At 58.7% G+C, this 25,573-nt stretch carries 18 protein-coding genes; 3 read left to right on the top strand and 15 right to left on the bottom strand.

Translation table 11 applies throughout. The features are described from left to right. Positions 1-189: 189 nt before the first annotated feature. The 11 genes from CKW17_RS13600 to CKW17_RS13650 all read right to left on the bottom strand — a co-directional run bounded on the left by CKW17_RS13600 (position 190) and on the right by CKW17_RS13650 (position 17,237). The gene (locus CKW17_RS13600; protein WP_095120214.1) at positions 190-660 is read right to left on the bottom strand and encodes a hypothetical protein; all 471 of its coding nucleotides are present in this window, start codon (positions 658-660) and stop codon (positions 190-192) included. Continuing rightward, positions 657-5,687 carry an RHS repeat-associated core domain-containing protein gene (locus CKW17_RS13605; protein ID WP_095120215.1) on the bottom strand — a complete coding sequence of 1,677 codons (5,031 nt, stop codon included), beginning with the start codon at positions 5,685-5,687 and terminating at the stop codon, positions 657-659. The genes CKW17_RS13600 and CKW17_RS13605 overlap by 4 nt, the downstream gene beginning before the upstream one ends. Then, positions 5,684-6,424, bottom strand: coding sequence for a DUF4123 domain-containing protein (locus CKW17_RS13610; RefSeq protein ID WP_095120216.1), 741 nt, complete (start codon positions 6,422-6,424; stop codon positions 5,684-5,686). The genes CKW17_RS13605 and CKW17_RS13610 overlap by 4 nt, the downstream gene beginning before the upstream one ends. Next, positions 6,414-8,456 carry a type VI secretion system tip protein TssI/VgrG gene (gene tssI, locus CKW17_RS13615; RefSeq protein ID WP_095120217.1) on the bottom strand — a complete coding sequence of 681 codons (2,043 nt, stop codon included), beginning with the start codon at positions 8,454-8,456 and terminating at the stop codon, positions 6,414-6,416. The genes CKW17_RS13610 and tssI overlap by 11 nt, the downstream gene beginning before the upstream one ends. Positions 8,457-8,586: 130 nt before the next feature. Beyond that, positions 8,587-9,102, bottom strand: a complete 516-nt coding sequence (locus CKW17_RS13620) for an Hcp family type VI secretion system effector (RefSeq protein WP_007919523.1) — start codon at positions 9,100-9,102, stop codon at positions 8,587-8,589. Between the two features lie 354 nt (positions 9,103-9,456). Then, a complete protein-coding gene (locus CKW17_RS13625) occupies positions 9,457-10,836 on the bottom strand; it encodes a VOC family protein (protein WP_095120218.1) in 1,380 nt (459 codons plus the stop codon). 88 nt (positions 10,837-10,924) lie between these two features. Continuing rightward, entirely contained in the window at positions 10,925-12,145 is a 1,221-nt protein-coding gene (glcF, locus tag CKW17_RS13630; RefSeq protein ID WP_095120219.1) for a glycolate oxidase subunit GlcF, read from the bottom strand. Positions 12,146-12,147: 2 nt separating this feature from the next. After that, entirely contained in the window at positions 12,148-13,197 is a 1,050-nt protein-coding gene (gene glcE, locus CKW17_RS13635) for a glycolate oxidase subunit GlcE (protein ID WP_095120220.1), read from the bottom strand. Then, positions 13,197-14,696, bottom strand: coding sequence for a glycolate oxidase subunit GlcD (glcD, locus tag CKW17_RS13640; RefSeq protein ID WP_095120221.1), 1,500 nt, complete (start codon positions 14,694-14,696; stop codon positions 13,197-13,199). Before glcD ends, glcE begins: the two co-directional genes overlap by 1 nt. A 138-nt stretch (positions 14,697-14,834) precedes the next feature. After that, entirely contained in the window at positions 14,835-15,761 is a 927-nt protein-coding gene (locus tag CKW17_RS13645) for an alpha/beta fold hydrolase (protein WP_095120222.1), read from the bottom strand. A 21-nt stretch (positions 15,762-15,782) separates the two neighbouring features. Then, complete coding sequence (locus CKW17_RS13650) at positions 15,783-17,237, bottom strand: NAD(P)/FAD-dependent oxidoreductase (protein ID WP_095120223.1); 1,455 nt, start codon at positions 17,235-17,237, stop codon at positions 15,783-15,785. Between the two features lie 177 nt (positions 17,238-17,414). Here CKW17_RS13650 and CKW17_RS13655 point away from each other — a divergent pair, with 177 nt between their 5' ends. The 3 genes from CKW17_RS13655 (at position 17,415) to CKW17_RS13665 (ending at position 20,803) form a co-directional block, all read left to right on the top strand. Further along, complete coding sequence (locus CKW17_RS13655) at positions 17,415-18,488, top strand: diguanylate cyclase (RefSeq protein ID WP_095120224.1); 1,074 nt, start codon at positions 17,415-17,417, stop codon at positions 18,486-18,488. Positions 18,489-18,702: 214 nt separating this feature from the next. After that, on the top strand, positions 18,703-19,941 hold the full coding sequence (locus CKW17_RS13660; RefSeq protein WP_095120225.1) for a M20/M25/M40 family metallo-hydrolase: 1,239 nt from the start codon (positions 18,703-18,705) through the stop codon (positions 19,939-19,941). A gap of 559 nt (positions 19,942-20,500) precedes the next feature. Further along, complete coding sequence (locus CKW17_RS13665; RefSeq protein WP_038369113.1) at positions 20,501-20,803, top strand: hypothetical protein; 303 nt, start codon at positions 20,501-20,503, stop codon at positions 20,801-20,803. A 133-nt stretch (positions 20,804-20,936) separates the two neighbouring features. Here the strand turns inward: CKW17_RS13665 and CKW17_RS13670 are convergent, their stop codons facing one another. The 4 genes from CKW17_RS13670 to CKW17_RS13685 all read right to left on the bottom strand — a co-directional run bounded on the left by CKW17_RS13670 (position 20,937) and on the right by CKW17_RS13685 (position 25,554). Further along, positions 20,937-21,806, bottom strand: coding sequence for an oxaloacetate decarboxylase (locus tag CKW17_RS13670; protein WP_007919546.1), 870 nt, complete (start codon positions 21,804-21,806; stop codon positions 20,937-20,939). A gap of 167 nt (positions 21,807-21,973) precedes the next feature. Next, a complete protein-coding gene (astA, locus tag CKW17_RS13675; protein WP_095120226.1) occupies positions 21,974-23,008 on the bottom strand; it encodes an arginine N-succinyltransferase in 1,035 nt (344 codons plus the stop codon). A 61-nt stretch (positions 23,009-23,069) separates the two neighbouring features. Continuing rightward, positions 23,070-24,086, bottom strand: coding sequence for an arginine N-succinyltransferase (locus CKW17_RS13680; RefSeq protein ID WP_095120227.1), 1,017 nt, complete (start codon positions 24,084-24,086; stop codon positions 23,070-23,072). Between the two features lie 118 nt (positions 24,087-24,204). Beyond that, positions 24,205-25,554, bottom strand: coding sequence for an APC family permease (locus CKW17_RS13685; RefSeq protein WP_077572161.1), 1,350 nt, complete (start codon positions 25,552-25,554; stop codon positions 24,205-24,207). Between the last annotated feature and the right edge of the window lie 19 nt (positions 25,555-25,573).

Consider the following 25,573-nt stretch of genomic DNA (forward strand, 5'->3'; position numbering starts at 1 on the left):
AGCCTTTTGAAGGCGTCTTCAGATATCGGATGTCCATGTATGGTATTCGCACTCAATTCCACCCTCATGTACCGGGTTTCTTTTTCGTCGTTAGCGCCGATCAGAAAAGGGGACAGATTTATTTTCATTTTAGAGAATAAATCTGTCCCCTTTTTGGTCACCTTTTTACAGTGGGTTCCGTCGAAAGAGTTAGAGGCTCTCTATATTGGTTGGGCCGCCGTCATCAATGAGTTTTCTCATGCGGCGATTATAGAGTTCAAGGTCTTGAACATTATTGTTGGCTTCGATTGTTTTTCTCAGAAAGGTCATGATATGTGAAATTTTCTGTTTCTCACTATCAGCAGCATCGCGTACAAGATCAAATCCATCTTTTGACAAGAAAGGATGTTTATTTCTTAGGTAGTAATAGCATCCAATGTTTTCAAGCAGGTCGCTGGCGTCATTTTTTGTAAACTCAACCGAGTTTAAGTATACGCTAAATGCATTCCTCAATATTTCGATCGAGCTTTCTAGCGATTTTAAATAGCCGCATAGTCCTTGCCAATTTATGATATGCAACTGGGTTCCCCAGTCGGGGTCTCTTGTGAAATATTGGCCATTACCTCTGAAGTAGTCAGGGAATTCATTCTTTTTCAAAGCTATTTCAAAGTTGGTTGTCATTGAAGTTGTTCCCAGTCGTCAAATTGGCTTAGAAGCTTGTTCATGTCGGCGCCGTGGTCGATTTTTTCAGAGCCAATAAGAGCGGCCTCTTTTGTGCCGCTCTTCGTTTCACCTCCAGGAACCCATTCTTTAGGATAAGCGCCTGCTTCATTTCCATTTGGTATTTCGTATTTGAATCGTGGATCGTCAGGTTTTATTTTTACTAAATAAATTTTAGCTGATGATAGATCGTTCGAGCCGAGATTTAGTTCTCGGTTTAGAACTTCCCAGTCTCCACCACTCGCTTTGAATTTCGCTACCACACTATCCATTTCAGAAGGTAAGCCTACAAACTTTCTAGGAGGAAATGTCGGATAGGAAGACCGCTCAATCCACTGGTCAATAACAACAAATGAACCGCCCTGCTGCCTAAAGGCTTCTTCGTGAAGGTTTACATATTGCTCCGGTAAATACTCGCGTGCACTTCCAGGGCGATTGCCTCGTTCTAAATTGATAACTTCATCATAGTCAGCTTGAGTCATCGGAATTCGATCAGGTTTTGTTGCATTTGCGGTATTGCTTGGGGCTTTGCAATCTGCTCCAGGGCAGTTGTCTAACCCAAGTGGGTCCACCCAGCCCGTGGGGTTAGGCACATATTGATAGTTGTTTAGCCCCCCTACCAGTTTGATCGGATCCGGCGTCAGGTATCGCGCTGTGTTCGGATTGTAGTAGCGGTGTCGGTTGTAATGTAATCCCGTCTCGGCATCGAAATACTGACCCTGGAAGCGCAGAGGGTTATCAATTTCGGCGACATCCAAGGTGGCCAGATTGCCATAGGCACGGTATTTCGCCGACCACATGATTTCGCCGCTGTAGTCGGTGAGTTCTTGAGGTGTGCCGAGGTGGTCAAGTTGGAAATAGTACGGGGTTGCCTTGACGGGGCCTTCGCCGTCGAGCATTGCCAATGGGCGGAAGCTGCCAGGCTCGTAGATGTAGGTGCGATAGCGATTCTCGGCACTTTCGGCGATCAGGCGTTCACCTTGCCAGAGAAACTCTGTGGTCTGACCATCGACGGTCTTCTCAATGCGACGACCAAAGGCGTCGTACTTGTAGCTTGCGGTGCTACCACCGGGCAGCGAGACGCCAATCAAGCGATGCTGGCAGTCGTAGCGGTATTCGGTGACCAGTTGCTGTCCGGTACCACGGCGTTCCCGGGCCAGATTGCCGTAGGCGTCGTAGTCGTAATGCCGGTCGCCTTGCATAAGCAGGCGATTACCTTTGACGTTGGCGAGGTTCGCAGTTGGCAGATCGCTTTGGCCCAGCAAGTTGCCGGCCGGGTCATGAGCGAAGGTTTCGGGAGTGGCGCCGCGAACGCTGACCAGACGATCCAGTGGGTCGTAGTGGTAGCTGCGGTTTCCTTTGCGGCTGTCATCGATGCCGGCCAGGTTGCCGTTTGCATCGTAGGCGTAGCGGCGCTGGAACAGATTGCGATCCTGCTGACCTACCGTGTGCGCTTGAAGCCTTCCCTGTTCGTCGTATTGGTATTGGCTAAGCAGCACGCCTTGTTGGCGCTGCTGTTCACGGCCAGCGTCGAACTGATGCGTAGTCAGGCGCGACCCGTTGAGGTCAATGCTGCTCAGCCGACCGCCGGACAAGTGGCGGTAATCGAGTGTGCTGCCATCCGGCAGGCGGCAGTGATTGAGTTGGCCGACGCTGTCGTACTCGTACCGCGTGGTGCCCCAACCTTGGTGCTCAGTGATCAGGCGATCTTGTACGTCGTACTCATAGGCGAGGGGCCAGTGGCCGTCGTCAACGTTTACCAAGCGACCCAAAGCATCGTAGCTGTAATGGATTTCTTCGCCATCAGCGAGGGTTTTGACCAGCAAGCGGCCAGAGGCGTCGCGCTGGTACTCGGTCACCAGCTCACTGCCGTCGTCACCGTATTCGGTTTTCTTCAGCAGTTTGCCGTTGAGGTCGTACTCGTAAGCGGTACGGCGCCCGTCGAAACCGGTTTCCTGCTGGATCAGCCCATTTGAGTAGTAATCGAGTTGATAGTGTTCGCCGCGTTCGTTTTCGATATCGGTGAGCAGCAGGCGTGCGTTGTCGTAGCGATAGCGCAGCTGGCTGCCGTCCGGATTGATACGACGGCTGACCAGATGGAGATTGTCGGCGTACTCATAGCGGGTGATGCGCCCCAGTTCGTCGCGTTCAGCAGTGACGCGGCCGTATGGGTTGTAGGTGAAGGCACGGGTAGCGCCGCCGGGCAGGGTGATCTGTGCCAGACGGTTAGCAGCATCCCACTGGTAGTGGGTGATCGCACCCGTTTCAGCCTGACGTGTGATCTGGCGACCGAGCGCATCGTAGCGGTACTTGCGCTGGCCGCCGTCCGGCAGGCGCTCCTCCAGCAATTGGCCGAGATTGTTCCAGCCCAATTGGTGGCGGCTGCCGTCGGGATGGCGGATCTCCAGCAGGCGTCCTTGGCGATCGTAGGTGTAATGCGTTGAGTTGCCGTCCGGGTCGACTTGCTCAGTGATGTCACCCTGGTCGTTACGCCAGTAGATCCATTTGGCGGTACCGCGATTCACCACACGGACGAAGCCCTTGTAGTACTCGTAGGTGGTCGGCGCGTCTTCTGGCGGGATCACCGCGATCAAACGGCCGGCCTCGTTGTACTGATATTCAGTGACCGCCCCCATCGGGTCTTTTTCGGCGATCAGTCGGCCTTTGTCGTCATAGGCTTTTAAGTGCTCGGCACCGTCCGGATCAACTTTGGCGACGAGTCGCGCCTTGTCGTCGTGGGTATAGATCTCTTCGCTGCCATCGGCATTGGTAACGGTGACGCTGCCTTTGTCATCCCACGCATAGTGCGCATCCATCTGAGAGAAACTGGCCCAGTGATGGATGCAACGTGCGGACTTGCCTTCCTTTTCCCACTCCCAGTAGAAGCTTGCGCCTCCGGCGAGCTGCCGCTCAAGAATGACGTTCTGTTCGTTGTAGGCATAACGCTCGGACTCTCCCAGAGCGTTTGTGGCTTTGATCAACCGGTGTTGAGCATCGTACTCATAGGTGGTCAGCGTCTGAACGGTGTTCCAGGCGTCTTCGAGATTGTCCGCTGGAATAAACTGCTGATAGTCGATGGCGACAATATGCTTGCGGTCGTACCGCACAAGCAATGCACGACCAGCCCCGTTATCCACGCGCTTGATTCGACCATGGATGTCACGGGTGATGTGCAGGCGATTGTCGTAGTTGTCGCTGATGGCGATCAACGTCGCGCCTTTGCTGTTGAAGCGGAAGTGATAGAACTGCGGCTTTTCGCCGGCTTGAGTCAGTACGAGTTCGGACGGATCGTCGCCAATGAATATGGCTGCTTCCGAAAGGCTATTGGTGATTGCCGGGCGCTGTACGCTGGGCAGCGGAAAAGTGGTGACCCGGTTTTCGTGATCGGTCCACACGACCTCGTCGCCATTGATGTCCACCCGCTGAGCGAGGGCGTGACTCCATCCATAACCTAGACCGCAGTCGATTTCAGCCGCGCTGGTTCGGTAGAGACGAGTCCAGCTGAATGGCAGCAGGCCGCCGAGTTCACCGTCGGTAATGGTTAGCAGCTCTTCACCGGTGACCATCGAGACCGGGCAGCCGTTCGTACAGGTCTTCTTCGCGCAGGTGGCGCTTTTGTCATCGGGCGTCTTGGACTGATCGGGAACGTCGTCGACTTTTTCTTCAGGTTGCAAAGTGGATTGGTTCTTTTTCTTGTCCCTTGGGAACGAAGAGGCGTCTTTGACTTCCTGTTTCGGAGTATCTGCAGTTTTAGGCAGTTGTTTTGCGGGAGACAGTCCCTCTAGTTGGCTTTTGGGTTCAGCCTTGCGCGAGCCAGCCTTTGGCGCTTCAGTGGTAGCTTCATCGATTTTCAGCGCTGCGGTTTTGGCAGGCTTCATCGGCACATTCTTGGCACTGGCGATGATTGGCTTCGATACTTCCGCGTGGGCGGGCAGGGCGTGTTTGTTGCTGAGTGTCATCAAGGTCGACGCAAGGTCTTCAAGATACTTGATGGCTTCTCCGGATTTGACGGTGGAGAGGACTTTGGTGCCCGCTCTCACGGCCAGCCCGGCGCCACCTGTCAGGCAGATACCCACCAGTACGTTGATCAGGAATTCCGAGGCAATGGCAGTCATCACGTCGACAACAACCTGCGGCGGCAGCATTCCGACCCAAGCGACAATGGCGGAAACGTAGATGAACATCAGCGGTTCGTCGCTGAGGATCAACAGCCCTGAAGCAATCGACTCCTTGGAAGCAGCATAAAGTTTGTCGATCTCAATATCCGACAAATACTTTTTGAGTTTTTCGTAGTTTTTCTTCGGATTGGCGAGCAGGTCGAAAAGGCTTTTGATGTCGTCCCACAGCCGCAGCAGAGCTTCTTCGAAACCGTCCAAGGCTCGTTTGAGCAAAATTACGGAACGCCCGGCACGATCCGCTGCAGAGTAACTGGCCCATTGCGGCTTAAACTTGCTCGACCATTCGCTCTGCAACCAGCCATCAAGCTTGCCGATAACGCCTTGATAGGAGTCATAGAGCGCCTTGACGTCGCTCTGGGATACGTTGGGGAAAAAAGTGATGCGGTAAGTCTGACCTCTCTTGGCCCCCTCGATCACTTTGATGCCGCTGGGTCCGATCATGGTTTCGATGACCGGACCGGTAACGTCATCGTAAAAGGTGCCCTTGGTGACCGGTTCCAGTTTGACTGGCGTGTTGCCAATCGGCACAAAGCGCGCGGACTCGAACATATGAATCAGCGTGAAATCACCTACCAACGGGCAAGTGGCATAGGTCTTCACCGCACCTGTTTCGGTTTTCCGTTCGGTGATGCTGACTTCGTTGCCGACCTTAAAGGTCTGGTCGACGTCCAGCGCCCAGCCAGTCCAGAAACCGTCTGCCCATTCCTTGTAATCACTCAGGCAGTTTTTGAAGTCTTTGAGGATCAAGCTCACGTCAGGTGTTTTGGCGTCCAGCACACGCAGGACCAGGGTACCAATCGGGGTATTCATGACGTGACTTCCTTTGTCAGCTCTGCGGCGAGACGCTCTGCCATCTCTTCTGTGTTTGGGTTCTGGCGCACGAAGCGCTCAACCTTTCTGCGCAAGTTGGCTTCGGGGAATTCGAAGTACAACTCAGGGCAATCTTCGGATAGCCACTGCATCAGGTTTTCAACGACGGTGGTGTGGTCCTTTTTCGCGAGAGCATCCAAAAGCGTTTGGGGGATCTCCCACCAGGGCCACTCTTTTGCGGGAGGTACCGCTCTTCTGCCGACATCGAGCGTCTGTCCGTTAATCAGGTAGCGTTGGAACACCGGCAGCAATTCACCTGCTGTAGCACCTAACCCTTCGATGATCGGATGAAAATGTCGACCATCCCAGAACCTGAAAAACACCTCAGTGGCGTCCGGCATTTTTACCTGAGTCAGGCTGCGCAAATGCTCCAGCACCGTTTCCGGCGCGCTGGTGGATACCGCGAGCCAACCCCAATCCAATGCATCGGTTTCAGTAATCCATTGCAGAAAACTGGCATTGGGGCTGATCTCGGCGAGATACGGCATTACAGGAAGCCAATCGGCGTAAGGTGTTCCACCCCATATGGGCTGCAGTTGTGGTGCGGCATCTTGCTGATAGAAAGGCTTGAGCGGCTCGGAATCACTCGCCGCACTAATAACCAAATACAAACGCTCACCAGTCTGCAACGGCTGGTGCGACAGCCAGTCCTTGGGCGTAATTCGATCAGATGGCACAGGCACCTGCCTTGCATTTTTCGCATTCTTCGCAGAATGGCGCGTTACGTTTGAGGGTGTTGATCTGGGCCGGGGTCAGGACCTGGCCGGCCTTGTCGGCGTCGGCCTGTTTCAGGATGCCAGGCATCAGCGGGGCGGCGCCGGTGCCGCTGCCCGGACTTCCGCCGGAGTTCATGTTGATCACCGGGCCGCTCAGGGTCACGCCGCCGGCGTCGATCTTGATGAAGCTGCCGCCGCCGATCAGGGTCAGCTCTGCGCCGGCTTCCATTACCACTTTCATGCCGCTGCTGAGGTGGATTTCCTGGCCGGCGTCGATGAACTGGCCGGTGCCGATCTTGATGTGCTGATTGACGCCCACGGTCAGGTGGTCGTTGGCGCGGGTTTCGACTTTACGGTCGGCGTAGACGGTGTGGTGTTCTTCGGCCTTGAACTCGCTGTAGCTGTTCTTTTCGACGGTGTCGTGACGTTCGTTGCCGACGCGGATTTTCTGGTCGTGCTCGATGTTTTCGTCCCAGTCGCGCTGGGCGTGCAGGTAGATCTGCTCCTGACCTTTCTTGTCTTCGATGCGCAGTTCGTTGTAGCCGCCACCGCCCATGGAACTGAGGGTCTTGAAGGTGCTGCGGGTCTTGTTCGCCGGCAGTGGATAGGGGACGGTGTTTTCCTTGTGGTACAGGCAGCCGCTGATCAACGGTTGATCGGGGTCGCCTTCAAGGAAGGTGACCAGCACTTCCATGCCGATGCGTGGGATGGCGATGCCGCCATACTGGGCGCCGGCCCAGGCGCTGGAGACGCGCAGCCAGCAGCTGGTTTTGTCGTCGGCCTGGCCTTCGCGGTCCCAGTGGAACTGAACTTTGACGCGGCCGTACTGGTCGCAATGGATCTCTTCGCCTTTCGGGCCGGTGACCACGGCGCTCTGGCTGCCGAGGATGCGTGGTTTCGGGTGGCGCAGGGGCGGGCGGTTGGGCACGTCCCATGGGGTGGCCTGGAAGCGGTTGCGGTAGCCTTGATGGAAATCGTCTTTGAGTGCGGTGGTGTCGCTGGTCACCGACTCTTCGAGGACTTGCGGCTGCTTGCCTTCGTGGAGGACTTCGGTGAGCAGCCAGAGGTCGTTCCATTTGGCTTTCGGGTGCGCGGTCAGGGCGAGGAAGTGGCCGCTGACCAACAGCGGCTGATCGCTCTTGCCTTCAGCCAGCTTGAAATCGCTGCGATGGCGTTCGAGGGCGCGTTTGGCCAGGTGTTTGCCGCGTTCGCGGTCGACGAAGCGGCCCGGGTAGTCGTAATCTTCAAGGTCGGGCAGGGCGTCGCCACGGTTCTCGCTTTCGAGGGTGAGGCGCGGTTTTTCGAAATCGTAATCGCGGCGGGTGGTGCGGCTGGTGCGGGTTTCCAGGCGCAGGTCGAAGCGCTTGATCACCGGGTCGGTGGCGACCATGCCGGAATCTTGCTGATAGGCCACAGGCTTGAGTTTCGGGAACACCGTCTGGTCATCGCCGAACACCAGTTTGTGCGCCGTCGCCGTGTGCTGGAAGTGGTAGTGAATACCTTCTTCCTCGCACAGGCGCTGGATGAAATGCAGGTCCGATTCATCGTATTGCACGCAGTAGATGCGCTCGGGATAAATCGAACCGGTCTTGAATTCGTAGGCGTTGCTTTGGATGCCGTGCTCTTCGAGGACCTTGCCGATGATTTTCGGCACGCTGAGGTTCTGGAAGATGCGCTGATTGACGCGATGCGCGAGGTAAGACAATTGCGGACGCAGGGTCACCGAATAACGGGTCAGGCGTTTGCCGGAATCGCCTTGCGCGGCGCGGTAGATCTGGCCGTGGATGCCGCTGCCGTCGGGCGACAGTTGCAGGAAGGCTGGTTTGTGCAGCAGGGTTTCGAGGTCCAGCGACGGCTGCTCACTGACCAGCTCCACCTCGAAGACAAAAGGCTGGCTGATGGCTTCGCGACCTTGCAGGGTGAATACCTGAAAGTCAGCAGAAAGACCTTCGATGGTCAGGGCAAAGTGAGTTTCATTGGCCGGCGCGAACATCCCTTGTTCCTCGTGCTGTACAGCGGCGTGAGTTGACGACCGCAAAACGGCTCAACTTACGCGAAATTCTGGAGGGCGAAAACAACATCGACCAGCAGAGCTGGCCGATGCTTGTAACGATCAGCCGTAATTAAACGACTGGAGCACGCCAGTCATCGGAACCCGAAGTACCGGATACTTCGTGGGTCCAGGTGATTTTACGGTAGGTGAACTGCACTTCTTCCAGGTGGGTGAAGTGCGAGTTGCCTGGATCCTGGCAGTTGTGCATTTTGTTGTTGATGGCGACGATGATCGCGTCTTCCAGTTTGGTGGTGTAGTAGTGCTCTTGGGTACCTTGAGCAGAAGTACGGAACCACTGGATAACGATTTCGCTCATGCGCTCGCCGGAGGTCAGAGCGGCTTGCAGCAGAGGCGAAGCCTTGTCGTAGACCTTGGTGATCACGACTGGCTTGTGAACGCGCTGACCGGTTGGCTGACCGGATTGTGGGTCACGCGGGATGATCACGTCGTGGCTGAAAGCCTGAACCATAACCTGGTCTTCGTGGCCTTCCTGGTAGGTGTTACCTACGGAGTCAGCGGTGAAAGCGCCTGCAGTGATCAGGCCTTGTTTTTCGCCGGTAACCGACATGTACGCTGGTGTTGCCATGGGGTGCTCTCCTTGCGGAATAATTTAAGGTGCCCGGGAGGCGAAATCGCCCGGTGGGTGCCTGACTGTTATCAAGGAGCGTGCCAACAATTGTGGCGGCCATACGGGCCGGGGTGTTTGTCTGATTTTTCAGGCGATTGTGCGAAATAAAGCGCTCGCTCAATGCAAAAGTGCGCAAGAAGTTGCGCAGTACTGCGCAACTTCTTGCGCACTTGGCTGCAGGCCTTGTACGACGTGGCTCTCAGCGGTTTTATCAGGCTTTTTTACAAAACAAGTGCGCAACTTCTTGCGCACAATGGCCAGGTGCCTTCATTAGGCTGAAGCGGCTGCCGCAGACTGCGATCTTTTGATTTTTCAACGCGCAAACTGGCTCAGACACTCCTCGATCGAACGCTGCTGCGTTGCCGCATACAACCCCAACTCATCAATAGTCGCGCGCCCGAGCGCCTGCTCGAATGCCTGTCGATTGGAATGCTCGCCGTAATGCGCCTGCGCCGCATCGCCAAGGTTCGACTGAAAAATCCCCGCCGCACTCACCGGCAGGAAATCTTCGTACACCAACGGTTCCGCTTTCACATAACCATCGCGCAACAATTCCTCCAGAGACGACAGCCCAAGTCCCCCTGCAGCCAGACCCTTTTCCGTAGCGAAATAGCGAAAGTACGCCAACCCTTGTTCTCGCATACCCTCGACACTGTCAGGAAATTCGCCAAAGTGTTGAGCCATCAGCGCGTTGTAGCGTGCGGCATTGCCTTCGTTGGGGAAGTCACCGAGTTCATCGCGCGCGGCATTCAGCAAGCGGTCATACAGCGCCCGGCCTTTGGGCGTGAGTGCCGCGCCGCGCTGTTCGATTTCGCCGAAACGCGCGCTGTGACTGCCACGGGTTTGGTTCTGATCGGTGAAGGCGATCGGCTCGTCCAGCGCCTTGAAACTGGTCTGGCGCAAGAGGATCGGGCACTGCCGGCGCGGGGGACCTTCGATGACGGCCTTCGGGGTGATGCCATGGGCCGGCATCTGTTCCTGAACACTGTCGATGTCCAGCGTGCGCGGCGTCAGGTGATTGATGTGTGGGCCTTTAAACGCCACGACGTCGGCGATCAAGCGATGTTGCGCGCTCAACGTCTGATATTGCGCAGCGGTGACCGTAGCGCTGTGATGCCAGCGAAAAGTTTCCAGTGCCTGTAAGACGAATGCCTCGGCCTCGCTTTCATTCAATCCGCCTGCGGTTTCAGCTTGCGCGATCAGGCGCATCGCCTCCGGGGTAAAGATCGAACGCTTGGCCAGCACTGATTCGGCAAAGGCGCGCAGCTGCGGATCTTCAATCAATTCCAGGCGCAACAACGAGGTGAACACGCGAAACGGACTGATCTTCAGCGCGTCCTCATGCACCGCGCGAAACGCCGTGGAATGCACCGGCACGCCCGCCGGGGTCAGGTCGTAATAACCCACCGGTTGCATGCCCATCACCGCAAACAGACGGGCGAGGGTGGCCAGTTCCGTCGCGGTGCCAACGCGAATGGCGCCATGGCGCTCCATGTCCAGACGTTCGATTTCACCGGTGCTGTCGAGCTGCCGGGCGATGTCCGGCTGACGTGCAAGCACTTCGCGGTTGGTCTGTTCCACCAACTCCATCAGCGCGCCGTACAGCGGCACTTCTTCGCGGTACATGTCGGACATCGCTTTGGAGAAGCGTTGGCGGATCAGGTCGGGGCTGACGAACGGCTGCACGGTCATGAAAAAAATTCCTGCCACGGTCACGGAATGGATGAGGGAAAAGATCGCAGCCTTCTCGCATGCGGGCAAACGAAGAATCCTACGAACTTCATTCTGCCAACGACTGATCCACCAGTTCGATCCAGTGCATCACCCGCGTGCGTCCGGCGCTGGCCAGATGGCTCTGGCAGCCGACGTTGGAAGTGACGATCAGCTCAGGGCGGCCGCTCTCCAGCGCGTTGAGGCGGTTGTCGCGCAGTTGTCGGGCCAGCACCGGTTGCGTCAACGAATACGTGCCCGCCGAGCCGCAGCACAAATGGCCGTCGGGCACGGCGGTAAGATTGAAACCCAGGCGTGTCAGCACAGCTTCCACCGCGCCGCCCAGTTTCAACGCGTGCTGCAAAGTGCACGGGCAATGCACGGCAATCTGCCGTTCAGTGGCGGCGCAGATCTGTTCGAGCGGTTCCTGCGCGAGTATCTGCACCAGATCCACCGTGCGTTCGCTGATTTCCCGGGCCTTGGCCGCATACACCGGATCGTCTGCCAGCAAATGCCCGTAATCCTTGATGAATGCGCCGCAACCGCTGGCGGTCTGCACAATCGCTTCGGCGCCGTGTTGCAGGTGCGGCCACCAGGCATCGATGTTGTGTCGGGCGCGGTCGAGGCCTTTGGCTTGCGCGTCGAGGTGATAGTCCAGCGCGCCGCAACACCCGGCCTCGGCCACCGGGGTGACACTGATGCCCAAGCGATCCAGCACCCGCGCCGTCGCGTCATTGGTGTTTGGCGACAATCCCGGTTGTACGCAGCCTTCAAGCAGCAGCACTTGCCGGGCATGGCGCGGGGCGGGTCGCATACCGGAAAGCGGCAGATGCTGTGGCAGTTTGCTTTCCAGCATTCGCGGCAGCAGCGGGCGAAACGTAGTGCCCACCCGCAGCAAGCCTTTGAACAATCCCGGATTCGGTGCCAATGCGCGCAAGCCCTCGCGCAACAGGCGCTGCGCCGCCGGACGTGGCACCGCGTGATCGACCACCGCGCGGCCGATGTCGAGCAGGTTGTGATAGTCGACGCCGGACGGGCAGGTGGTTTCGCAGTTGCGGCACGACAGGCAGCGGTCCAGATGCAGTTGCGTCTGTGCCGTGGCCGGTGCGCCTTCGAGCACTTGCTTGATCAGGTAGATGCGCCCGCGCGGGCCATCGAGTTCATCGCCGAGCAACTGATAGGTCGGGCAGGTCGCGTTGCAAAAGCCGCAATGCACGCAGGTGCGCAGAATCTTTTCCGCCTCGGCGGCGCGGGGCAGTTGTCGCGATTGTTCGCTGAGGGTGGTTTGCATGGCTAGAACTCCGCGTACATCCGCCCGGGGTTGAACAGCCCTTGCGGGTCGAGTTGCGCCTTGAGTTGCCGGTGATAGCGCAGCAGTGTCCAGGCCAGCGGCTGGAACGGCGAAGAGCTGGCGCCGTGGCTGAAACAGGTGGCATGGCCGCCGAGTTCCTGAGCGAGAATATGAATGTGCGCCGCGTCGGATTTCAGCCAGCGTTGTGCACCGGCCCAGTCGATCAGTTGCTCGCCGGGCAGATCCAGTGGCCCGAGATTGTTTGGCAAAGACAAGCGCCACAGCGGCAGGCCTTCGTTGAAAAAACCTAGACGCTGCTCATTCAGATCCCGCCAGAACCCTGAATCCAGCGGCTCACCACCGAGGCGTTGATGCGCCGCCGTCACCGAACCTTCGCCTCCTTCAAGCCGCAGATACAGACTCTGGCCATCGTGGCACGCGGCACTGATCGGCAACGGTTGCTGGCCCCATTCGGCAAGCTTCGCCAGCGCCTGCGCGCATTCCATGTCGAGGCGAATGCTCAGGCACTGGCGCGGTTTCGGCAGGACTTTCAGCGAGACTTCGGTGAGCACGCCGAGGCAGCCGTAACTGCCGGCCATCAACCGCGATAGGTCATAACCGGCGACGTTCTTCATCACTTCGCCGCCGAAGCGCAGGTGCTGACCGAGGCCGGTGATCACCCGCGTGCCAAGGACGAAGTCGCGCACCGAGCCAGACCACGGCCGCCGAGGCCCGGACAGACCCGTGGCGATCATGCCGCCGACGGTCGCGCCCTCGCCGAATGCCGGCGGCTCGCACGGCAGCATTTGTCCGGCAGCATCCAGCGCCGCCAGCAGCTCGGACAACGGCGTACCGGAGCGCGCCGTGACCACCAGTTCGGTCGGCTCGTAACGGACGATGCCGCAGTGGGCGCGGGTGTCGAGCACTTCACCGGCGACCTCGCGGCCGAGGAACGCTTTGCTGTTGCCACCCTGAATTTTCAGCGGCGTGGCATTGGCCCGCGCCTCGTTGACCTGATCGAGCAGGGTGCTGGCGGCGTCGACATCGGCCATCAGAAACGCTCCAGTTCGGGGAACGGCAATTGCCCGGCGTGAATGTGCATCGCGCCGAATTCGGCGCAGCGGTGCAGGGTCGGAATGTTCTTGCCGGGATTGAGCAGGCCTTGCGGGTCGAACGCGGCTTTTACCGCATGAAACAGACTCAGTTCGTCGCTGTTGAACTGCGCGCACATCTGGTTGATTTTCTCGCGGCCGACACCGTGTTCACCGGTGATGCTGCCGCCGACCTGCACGCACAGTTCGAGGATCTTGCCGCCCAAGGCTTCGGCGCGATGCAGTTCGCCGGGTTGGTTGGCGTCGAACAGAATCAGCGGGTGCATGTTGCCGTCGCCGGCATGGAACACGTTGGCCACGCGCAAACCGTATTCTTCACCGAGGCGGGCGATGCCTTGCAGGACGCCGGGCAATTCGCGGCGCGGGATGGTGCCGTCCATGCAGTAATAGTCCGGTGACAAACGGCCGATGGCCGGGAAAGCATTTTTGCGCCCGGCCCAGAAGCGCACGCGCTCGGCTTCGTCACGGGCCTGACGCACTTCGGTGGCGCCGGCCGCGGTCATGACGTCGCGCACCCGTTGGCAATCGTCGTGGACATCGGCCTCGACGCCATCGAGTTCGCACAACAGAATCGCCTCGGCATCGACCGGGTAACCGGCGTGGATAAAGTCTTCAGCGGCGCGAATGGCGAGGTTATCCATCATCTCCAGCCCGCCGGGAATGATCCCCGCCGCGATGATTTCGGCGACCGCGCGGCCAGCCTTTTCCACGGAGTCGAAACTGGCCAGCAGGACTTTTGCGACTTGCGGTTTGGGCAGCAGCTTGACCGTGACTTCGGTGATGATCCCCAGCAGGCCTTCAGAGCCGGTGAACAACGCGAGCAGATCGAAACCGGCTGAATCGAGCGCATCCGAACCGAGGGTCAGGCGTTCGCCTTCGATGGTCAGCACTTCGATTTTCAGCAGGTTGTGCACGGTCAATCCGTATTTGAGGCAATGCACACCGCCGGCATTTTCCGCGACGTTGCCGCCGATCGAACAGGCGATTTGCGAGGATGGATCCGGCGCGTAATACAGGCCGAACGGTGCCGCTGCCTGAGAGATCGCCAGGTTACGCACTCCCGGTTGAACCCGCGCGGTGCGGGCGGCCGGGTCGATGTGCAGGATATTGTTGAAGCGCGCCATCACCAGCAGCAGGCCCTGTTCCAGCGGCAAGGCGCCGCCGGACAATCCGGTGCCGGCACCACGGGCAACCACCGGGACGTTCTTCTGATGGCAGAGTTTGAGCAGGGTTTGCACCTGCTCGAGTCGACGGGGCAGGGCGACCAGCATCGGCGTGGTGCGGTAGGCGGAGAGGCCGTCGCATTCGTAGGGTTTGAGTTCGTCCTCGCGCCATAAAATGTCGAGGTCAGGCAGCGCTTGCTGCAATGCCTTGAGGAATTCGGCCTTGTTCACCTGCGGCAGCGGGCCGTCGAGGCGTTCGTCATAAAGAATGTTCATCTCAGGCTTACCCCTTGCTGATCGTTCCCACGCTCTGCGTGGGAATGCAGCCCGTGACGCTCCGCGTCATTGGACGCGGAGCGTCCCTTGAGGCATTACCACGCAGAGCGTGGGAACGATCAGGGGCAGGGCACATTGTCATCTCTGGCTTTCCAAAAACTCGCGATAAAGTTCTGCAGTATTCCCCGGCTGTTCAACCATCGGCATATGCCCGACATGATCCCAGACATCCACGCGCAAATTGGCGATGCCCTTGCTCCACACCGGCACGCTGCTGACGTCGATCAGCCGATCCTTGCGGCCCCAGAGCAACAGCGCCGGGCATTTGATGTCGGGTAGTTTCGGCTCCATTGGCGGGCTGGCGCGAAAATCGCGGAAGATCTCTTCCAGTTCATCGCGTTGTTGTTCGTAGCGCTGGGCGATGGCGTCCAGCACCAGGTTCGGCACCCACGGTGGCGACTCCATGGTCATCGCGTAAAACTGGCGAAACTCTTCCCGCGAGTTGATCAGAAACGGGTTATGCCCGCGCGCCAGATGCCGCTCCATGTCGCTGACCTCGGGTGCGGTGACGCCCGCCGGATCGATCAGCGCCACCGAAGCAATGCGATCAGGATAAGTCGCCGCCAGCCACGCCGCGATGTAGCCGCCCATCGAGTTGCCGATCACATGGACTTTCTCCACGCCGCAGACGTCGAGCAACTGGATCATGCGTTTGGCTTGCAGCGGAATGTCGTAGCCGCCGCCAGCCTTGAAGCCGGTTTCACCATGGCCAGCGAGGTCCGGAATAATCACCCGATACTCGCGCACGAAGTGCCGGGAAAAGCGCAGCCACAGGTTCTTGTCGCCGCTGTAGCCATGCAGCATCAGAATCGCGCTGGCCGCTTCATACGGCCCGCCCTGCCAGGTCGAGACGGTCATCTCGGCGATCGGCACTTCGATCTTGTGCAATTTGTACAACTTGGCCTCGATGGCCATGTTCAGGTCGTACAGCCAATGACCGACCGCCGGATAACTCAACCAGCTCCAGGCCACGAAAACCGCGAGGGCGACAAACAGCAAAAGCATCGACGTCTTCCTTTTACGTGTTCAGGACAGAATGTGGTCGGCCGGTTTCAGCGCTCGGGTCAAGCGGTGATAGCTGAAACTGAAGCCGGGAAACATCGCGATCACATGACCGCTCTTGCTTTGATACCAACTGTGGCAGCCGCCGGACTTCCAGACCGTGCGTTCCATCTCCCGATGAATCATCTCAGTGTAGGTACGTTCCGCTTCGGGGCGCACTTCGATGCTGCGCAGGCCTTTGGCCTGCACGGTGCGGATGCAGTCGAGGATGTAGTTCATCTGCGACTCGATGATGAACAGCGCCGAGGTGTGGCCGATGCCGGTGTTGGGCCCAGTGACGATAAACAGGTTGGGGAAGTCCGGCAGGCTGGTGCCGAGATAGGCGCGCGGGTATTGCGCCCAGACCTCTCTGAGTTGCACGGCGTTTTTTCCGCTGACCGGGTAGGAAATCACCCCGTCGGTGGCGTCGTAACCGGTCGACCAGACGATCAGATCAACATCGATGTGCTGACCGTCCTCGGTGTTGATGCCGCTTTCGTCGATGGAAGCAATGCCTTGTTCGCGGGTATGCAAGGTGACATTCGCACGACTCAGCGCCGGGTAATAGGTGCTGGAAACCAGTACCCGTTTGCAGCCGATGGTGAAGTCCGGGGTGAGTTTTTCTTGCAGTACCGGGTCCGGTACCTGGCGTTTGAGAAAACGCAGGGCGTGCTGCTGGACCATGTGAATCGCCGCTTTCGAGTATTTGAAGGCGATGACCCGGGTTTCGAATTGCCAGTAAATCAGCCAGCGCAACAGTTTGTAGGCGGGTTTGCGGCCAAGCAGCCAGCGTTGCAACGGCCCGAACTGACGATCGGCGCGGGGCAACACCCAATGCGGCGTGCGCTGAAACACGTGTAGATGATCGACTTGCGGCGCAATGGCTGGAATCACCTGCACGGCACTGGCGCCGCTGCCGACGATGGCCACACGTTTACCGCGGTAGTCGTAGCTGTGATCCCAATTGTTTGTATGAAAAGTCTTGCCTTGAAAGCGATCCCGGCCGGGAAATTGCGGAATTACCGGTTGGCTCAATGGCCCGGTGGCATTGATCAGGAACTGCGCATAAAAGGTGCCTTTGCTGGCGGTGTGCACGGCCCAGCGTTTTTCCGTGTCGTCCCATTCGACACGCTCGACATCGGCTTGCAACTCTACGCGTTCGCGCAAACCGAATTGCTCGATAACGTGCTCGGTGTAGCGCTGCAGTTCGGCCTGCCCGGCGAACATCTGCGACCAGCGGTACGGCGCGAAGGAAAGCGAATACAGCGGCGACGGCACGTCCACCGCCGCGCCGGGGTAGGTGTTCTGGCACCAGGTGCCGCCGAAGAAGTCCCGTCGCTCCAGCAGGCGAAAATCGTCGATTCCGGCTTTTAACAGGTTGACCGCAGCACATTGACCGCCAAAACCGCTGCCGATGATCAACACGTGATAGGTGTGCATGGGCCTCCTTCTTATAGTTGTTTTTCCATTTTGCTCCTTTCATGTATAGCCAAATATTTGCACTGTGCGCGGCCCTGATGTCGCTCTATTCAGCCCGCTGGCCGGTGATGGCTATTTAACGTCGCCCTGTTAGACTTCCTGCACATCCGTCCTGCGGTGTGCGTGATCGAGGTCCTTATGGGAAATACCGGAGGAAAGGGACTTTCATTGGCCAGGAGGCTTTATACATCGCGCATCCTCGGGTTGATTCTGGGGCTCGTGTGCGTGAGTGTGGCGATGTACTCGCTCGATCCGCCGCTGTGGGTCTGGGCACTGATGTTCTTCAACGGCCTGGTCTGGCCGCATCTGGCGTTTCAATGGGCACGCCGCGCCCGGGTTCCTTACCACGCTGAACACCGCAATCTGTTGATCGACGCCTTTTTCGGCGGCTTTTGGCTTGCCGCCATGCATTTCAATCCGCTGCCCACGGCGACGACCATTTCGATGATGGCGATGAACAACGTCGCTATCGGTGGTTCACGTTTTCTATTGGCAGGCTCTGCGGCGCAATTGCTCGGGGTCGGCGTCGGGCTGGTGGTCTTTGCGCCGGCATTCGTTCCTCAGACCACGCCTGCGCAGATGTACGCCTGTTTTCCGTTGCTGCTGCTGTACCCGTTGGCGCTGGGCTGGATCTGCTTTCGCCAGGCCTACACCTTGGGTCGGCATAAACGCGAATTGCTTGCCCTGAGCCGCACCGACAGCCTGACCGGGTTGCTCAATCACGGCGCCTGGAAGGATCAACTGGAGATCGCTTTTCAGCGCTGTAAACGGCAGAAACAGGGCGCGGCGATTGCGCTGATCGACATCGATCACTTCAAGGCAATCAACGACACTTACGGCCATGTTGCGGGCGACATCGTGTTGCGCCAGTTGAGCAAATTACTTAAACAAAACCTGCGGGCGACTGACGTTGCCGGGCGCTATGGCGGTGATGAGTTCTGTGTGATTTTGCCGGATCTGCCGCTGTTCAACGCCGCGCAGGCCATGGAAGCGTTGCGCGAGCGTTTCGCGATTCTGGGTTATGAGCAGAATCCGGCGTTGAAGGTCAGTTTGAGTATTGGCCTGGCGGCGTACGACCCGGCGCATGCTGACGCGACGCGCTGGCTCAATGATGCCGATCAGGCGTTGTATGAAGCCAAGGCAGGCGGGCGTAACCGGGTGATCTGCAATTGCGATGACAAGCCCCGGCGGACGTTGCTGGATTCGGTTTGATCCGCATCACCACAAATCCATTGTGGGAGCGAGCCTGCTCGCGAAAGCGCTGGGTCAGCCAACATTGATATCGCCTGACACGACGCCTTCGCGAGCAGGCTCGCTCCCACAGGGTTTGTGTGTTGTCGGTTAGATCAGTGTCGCATTCGGTGTAGAGCCTCGCGCCGATGTCGGGTACGGTTGAATCCCCCCGACGCGAAACAAGGATCGCTTCATGACGTTCTCATTTTCTCGCTCCCTGCTGGCCGCCAGCCTCGGCCTGTCTCTCGCTTTCTCCGCTGCCCACGCCTTCGCCGAACCGCACAAACAAGTGCTCGCTGACGCCGAACAATACCAGCCAGAAGCCCTGAAGCTGCTGGAACGGCTGGTCAATATCGACTCCGGTTCCGGCTATGAACCGGGCCTCAAGCAAGTCAGCGACATCGCTATCGATGAGTTGAAAAAACTCGGCGCCACCATCGAACTGGTGCCCAACACGCCGGAAAAATCCAACCATGTACTGGCAACGCTTAAAGGCACGGGCAAGGCGAAAATCCTGCTGATGGCGCACATGGACACGGTGTTCAAGGAAGGTTCGGCGGCCGAGCGGCCGTTCCATATCAAGGATGGCCGCGCTTACGGGCCGGGGGTGATGGATGACAAGGGCGGCATCGTCGCCGGCATCTATGCACTGAAAGTCCTGAAAAATCTCGACTTCAAGGACTACGCGCAAATCACCTTCCTGCTCGACGCCAGTGAAGAAACCGGCTCGGACGTCGCCACCGACCTGATCAAGAAAACCGCCAAACAGCACGACGTGACCCTCAACCTTGAGCCGGGCCGCCCGGCCGATGGCTTGGTGGTGTGGCGCAAGGGCAGCGCGACGGCGTTGGTCGAGGTCAAGGGCAAAGCCGCGCACGCCGGCGTCGCGCCGGAACTGGGGCGCAACGCCGCGATGGAAGCCGCGCATCAGATTCTGCAACTGGGCAAGCTCGGCGATGAAGCGAAGAAAACCACCATCAACTTCACCGTGCTCAAGGCCGGCGATCGTACCAACGTGATTCCCGATCAAGCCACGGCCAAGGCTGACGTGCGCGCGGCGGTGCCGGAGGAGTTCGACCGGATCGAGAAGGATCTGGCGCGGGTGTCGCAGGACAAGCTGATTGCTGAGACGGAAGTGAAGACTTCGTTGCAGCGCGGCTTGCCACCGATGCCGCAGACGCCTGAGTCGGACCGTCTGATGGCCATGGCCCAGGGGATTTATGGCGAGATTGGCCGCAAGTTGACCGAGGAGGGCAGTGGGGGCGCGGCGGATGCCAGTCTGTCTGCCGGGGTTGGCACGCCGACGCTGGATGGTTTCGGGATTGTGGGCGGCAATATTCATACGCCGGAGGAATACGCCGAAGTGGCGAGTGTGGCGCCACGGATTTATCTGTTGTCGCGGATGATCATGGAGTTAGCCAAGCCGCGGTGAGTGGGTTTGTGGTGTGACTGATGCGGGTGGGTGCCAGGTGCATTTGCCCTCACCCTAACCCTCTCCCAGAGGGAGAGGGGACTGACCGTGTTGTTTGTGGTCCATGTGGCAACCGGCAGATCAAGTTGAATTCAGATTTGCATTCAGCGCGATCTCTCACGTCGGCGTAGATCCCGAGCATCCCCCAATCAGTTCCCTCTCCCTCTGGGAGAGGGCTAGGGTGAGGGGCTTTTGTCGGAAAAGTGGAAGTCGCGGACGGCGTACAACTTTCCAAGACGTTTCCTACAACGTACCCTGTTGCCGCATTTCGGTATCGACCCCTATAGTTCGGGCTCGCGGAAAAACACCGCGAACGACCTTGGCCGGTCGATACAGAGACGTACAGTCTGCCCAACATATTCAGTCGATGTTTGTCTGTGATGTTGTGTTATGGCGGCTGTGCGTGGGACACCTTCGGGTGTGCCGGTTCCTGTATCCGGTCGGCCAACCCGCGTACGGCTGCCACCTTCCTCGTTTGGCCGCGACTGGTGGTAGCTCTCTCAATACAGGAGTTATACCAATGTGTGATCAAGTAATGCCCCGCTTCCTCCCTATCGACACCTACGACGCCGAATCCCCGGTGCTCTTCCTCAATACCCACTCAGAACTCAGCGACATGGCCGCCTGTGCGATGCATCGGTTTGTGGTTGTGCGCGATCTGGCCGACACATTCGCCAGTCTCAACCTCAAGGGCATTTCCGATTGTGATCTGACGCGGGTGACCAGCGCAGTGCATCTGTTGATGCGCGAGGGCTGTGCGATTCTGAATGTGATTCAGGCGCGGGCAGTGCAGCGGGAGGAGGCTTACAAGACACCGGTTTAGCGGAGTAGCGGCTGTTGCTATCGCGAGCAGGCTCACTCCTACAGTAGATCTTCAGTGCACACAGTATTTGTGTTCAACACTGATCAATTGTAGGAGTGAGCCTGCTCGCGATGGCGTCAGCCCGGCCAACCCATCACTCCTTGACGCTCATGTATTCCTTGGCCCAGAGAATGTATTCCTCCGGCTGGGTATAGGTGTGCGTCAACTCGGTCGCGCTCAGATCGGACGCCTGGGTAAAGATCTGCCGCTGTTCACGCAAGCTGTCATACGTCGCTTTGATCGCCGCAAAGTACGCACCATGCCCATCAATGGTCACGCGCACACCGAGTTCGGCCAGACGTTTGTCGTCGCGCAGCGCCGGGTTGCCGTAGGTCACCAGCATCAGCGGTACGGTCAGGTGTTCGGCGATTTGCTCGAGTTGATCGAAATCCTGAATGCCGACCATGCAGATGCCGTCAGCCCCGGCCGCCTGATACTGGCGAGTGCGGCTGATGATTTCCTGGTTCGGCAAAATACCGGCATTGGTACGGGCGATGATCGCCATTTCCGTATCAACCCGGGCTTCCAATGCCGCGCGGATCTTGCCGACGCCTTCGGCAACGGTGATCAGGTCGGTGGATTTGCGGCCGAATTGTGCCGGCAGCAAGGTGTCTTCGATGGTCAGGGCGGCGACGCCGGCGCGTTCCAGTTCGACGATGGTGCGCATCACGTTGAGGGCGTTGCCGTAGCCGTGGTCGGCGTCGGCGATCACCGGCAGTTGGGCGACGCGGCCGATGCGGGTGGCCTGTTCGGCGAATTCGCTGAGGGTGATCAGGGCAAAGTCCGGGGCACCGAGCACCTGCAACGAGGCCACGGAACCGCCGAGGATGCCCACTTCAAAACCCAGGTCAGCGGCAATGCGCGCGGACATTGGATCGAACACCGACGCCGTGTGATAGCAGGTGTCGGAAGCCAGCAGTTGACGGAAGTTACGGCGCAAATCTTGATGGGAAAGCCTGGTCATACGAGTTCCACCAATACAAAGGAATGGAAAGGCTTGAACAAAGGTGTCAACGCCGAAGAATGAAAAGGCTATCACGCGAATGGGTCAATGATCATGACGAATTTGCAAGGGACAGGTTGTCGCGGACCCTTTTGCTGAAAGGATTTACCTTTTTGCGGTGGTGACCGTCAGGCCGCCACCGCCTGTTGCTGTTGATTGGGCAGCATTGCCGCGCGCACCGAATTGCCCGGTTGCAGTTGCAGGCGCTTGGCCGTGAGGCGGTCGATCACCAGGCTGCTGCCGACCCGGCGGGCGCGGGCGACGGTGATGCGGCAGTTTTCCAGACGGCGGTTGTGAATCAACCACAGCGGTGCCTGTTCATCCGGGCTGCCGAGGCTCAGGGTCAGCTCGACGCTTTCGCGGACGGTGCGGATATTGCGCACCGGCGCTTCGATCACCGGGCCGCCGTCGAAGATGTCGATGTAGCCTTTGTGGGTAAAACCTTCGGCCTGGAGGATCTTCAGCGCCGGCTCGGTATTAGGGTGTGCCTGGCCGATCGCCGCTTGGGCCTGTTCGGTGAGCATGCAGGTGTACAGCGGCTGGCGCGGCATCAGTTCGGCGATGAACGATTTGTTGCCAAGGCCTGACAAGTGATCGGCATGGCTGAAGTCCATTTGAAAGAAATGCCGGCCCAGACTGTCCCAGAATGGCGAACAACCGTGTTCATCGGCACTGCCGCGCAGTTCGGCAATCATCTTTTCGCCGAACAGGTGCGGGAATTCGGCAACGAACAGCAAACGCCCCAGTGACAGCAGGCGGCCATTGCTGCCGTGGCGCTGATCATGGCCAAGAAACAGCGAGCACAGCTCCGATTGGCCGGTCAGTTCGTTATTGAGAAACAGCGTCGGGATCTGCCGCTGAATACCCAGATCCGGCGCCGAACTCACCGTTAACCCGAGCCGATAGTTGTACCAGGGCTCGCGCAGGCCGACCGCCCCGGCCAGTGCGCTGACGCCGACCACGCGCATGTCGTCGTCTTCGAGCACAAACAGATAGTCCGCGTCGGCCCGTTCCACCTGTTCGGCGAACGCTCGTTGTGCCCAGCGGACCCGGTGGGACAGGCGATCTTCGTTGGCCGGCAGGGTGGTGAACCCCGGGCCGGCCTGTTGCACCAGCGCCATCAAGGCTGGCAGGTCGCTGACTTTGACCGGGCGGACAATCATGCTGTAACTCCTTTTGCGGGCCTGTTCGGGCACTGTCGTTGACTGCGCAACCGCGCGGGTTTCACAGGGCAATCAGCCGGATCGGGCTGCCATCGGTCACGTTCAGCGCCGCACACATTGCAGGGGTGAGGGACAGCGGTTGATCGGGTTGGAAATCGAGTTCGGCCATGATCGCGCGAAAGCCGTGAAGCGCATCGTTGCTCAGCAGGTAACGGCCACGGGCATCGATCTGTGGCTGTTGCTGCACCGTTGCAGTCTGGCTGCGGGCAATCGAACGGATATTCGAGGTACGCGCATACAGGGTCGGGCCAGCGTCGAACAGATCGATGTAGCTGTTGGTTTCGAAGCCTTCACGCTCAAGGATGTCGAACGCTTCCTGACCGTCCGGGTGAATGCGACCGATACAGTCCTGCGCCGCTTGCGGCAGCATCGGCACGTAGATCGGGTATTGCGGCATCAGTTCAGCCAGGAACGAGCGGCTCTGCAGGCCGCAAAGACGTTCGGCCTCCGCGTAGGGCAGGTCGAAGAAATGTTTGCCCAGTGCATCCCAGAACGGCGAATGGCCTTCCTCGTCGCTGTAGCCGACGATTTCGGTAATCACCGCCTCGGCAAAGCGCGGCGCATGGGCGGCGATGAACAACAGGCGCGCCCGTGACAACAACTCGGAGAACGGCGTACGCACCAGCGCGGTGTCGATATGAAAGCCGCGCAGCAGCGTGTGGTCATTGAGGTCGTGACACAGCGACAGCGCGGGCACGCCGTGTTCGATGTTCAGCTCGCGTGAGGCGCTGGTGAAATGGCGGTTGCGCAGGCTGTAGAACGGCTCGTCAAATCCCGCCGTCGCGAGAATCTCCGAGCAGCCGCGCAGGCTCTGATCATCCGGATCTTCCAGCACAAAGAAGTAATTCTCCGGGCCGTTAGCCTCTGTCGCGTTGGCGAACGAGGCGCAGGAACCGGCGATTTTCTCGCGCAGGCGTTCGCTGTCGTCCGGCAGGGAGGTCACGCCCACCAGACTGTCGCGGGCCAATTGTTGGAGCTGGGGCAGGTCAGTCTGCTCGACTGGGCGTAAGACCAGCATGGATGTACTCCTGTATCAAAAGGTTCGGCAAAGTCGCCGAACCTGACTATCACTGTCGGTTTCCACGCGATAAATCGGCGGTCGCCTGATTTGTTGTCAGACGCCGCTCTTTTTCTTGTCAGCCGTTGCTCGGGTCGGGCAGCGCGGTACTGGCGCCGAGTTTGTTGAGGAAGAACAGGTACACCAGACCCAGAGCAATCCAGATCAGACCGAGTTTCTGCGCATCGACGCCCATGTTGTACATGATGGCCGCGACGATGATGAAGCCGATCACCGGGCAGATCAGGTGGCGTACGACCTGACCGGACTTCTGCCGACGCCAGTAGTAGTTGATCACTGTCAGGTGCAGCAGCATGAAACCGCTGAGCGCGCCGAAGTTGACCAGCGAGGTCAGGGTGTCGACCGAGTTGATGAACAGGTAGCAGATCACCAGCGACAGCACCGCCACCAGATAAATGCTCAGGTACGGCGTGTTGTGTTTCGGGTGTACCTTGGCCAGCACTTTCGGCAGCTTGCCGTCGCGGGCCATGCCGAACAGCAGGCGCGAAACAGCGGCTTGCGAGGTGATGGCCACGGCCACGCCCCAGGCCAGCGCCGTCGCAACAGCGGTCAGGGTCGCCAGCCAGCTGCCGGCGGCGATTTCGGCGATTTCATAGAACGCGGTGTCGGCGGACTTGAAACCCATGCCCGCCGCCAGATCGGTGGCGATCCAGGTTTGTGCAACGAAAATCACGCCCATGACCACCAGCGTGATCAACGCCGCTTTGCCGACGCTCTTGCCCGGATCGCCTTTGATTTCTTCGGCGAGGGTGGAGATCGCATCGAAACCGAGGAACGACAGCACCGCAATCGACACCGCTTGCATCAGCAGGGCGAAGTTGAAGGTTTCCGCGTGATACAGCGGCGCCAGGGTCAGCTCGCCGTTACCGCCACCGTTGTGCAGGGCATTCCACGCGTAGAACAGGAAAATGCCGAGTACCACCAGTTGTGCGAGCAGGAAGATGATGTTCATCCGTGCGGTGAAGGTGATGCCGCGCAGGTTGACGAAGGTCGCGCTGACCAGAAACGCCAGAATGAAGCCGACTTTCGGAATGTCCGGGTACAAATGGTTGAGCGCCATCGCCGCGTAGACGTAGAGCAGCGGCGGGATCAGCAGGTAATCGAGCAGCATCAGCCAGCCGGCGATGAAGCCGACGTGTTGATTGAGGCCGCGTTGCGCGTAGGAATACACCGAACCTGCGATCGGAAAAGCCTTGGCCATGCTGCCGTAACTCAGCGCGGTGAACAGCATCGCCACCATGCCGATGATGTACGCCAGCGGCACCATTCCCGGTGCCTCGGCGTTTACGTAGCCGTACACACCAAACGGGGCGATGGGGATCATGAAGATCATCCCGTACACCACCAGGTCGGTCAGCGTCAGGCTACGTTTCAACTCTTGCTTGTAGCCGAATTCTTCAATTTCCATGAAGCGCAACTCCTTGTCA

The organism is Pseudomonas sp. Irchel s3f10 (assembly GCF_900187515.1).
In the GTDB taxonomy this organism is placed as follows: Bacteria; Pseudomonadota; Gammaproteobacteria; order Pseudomonadales; family Pseudomonadaceae; genus Aquipseudomonas; species Aquipseudomonas tensinigenes.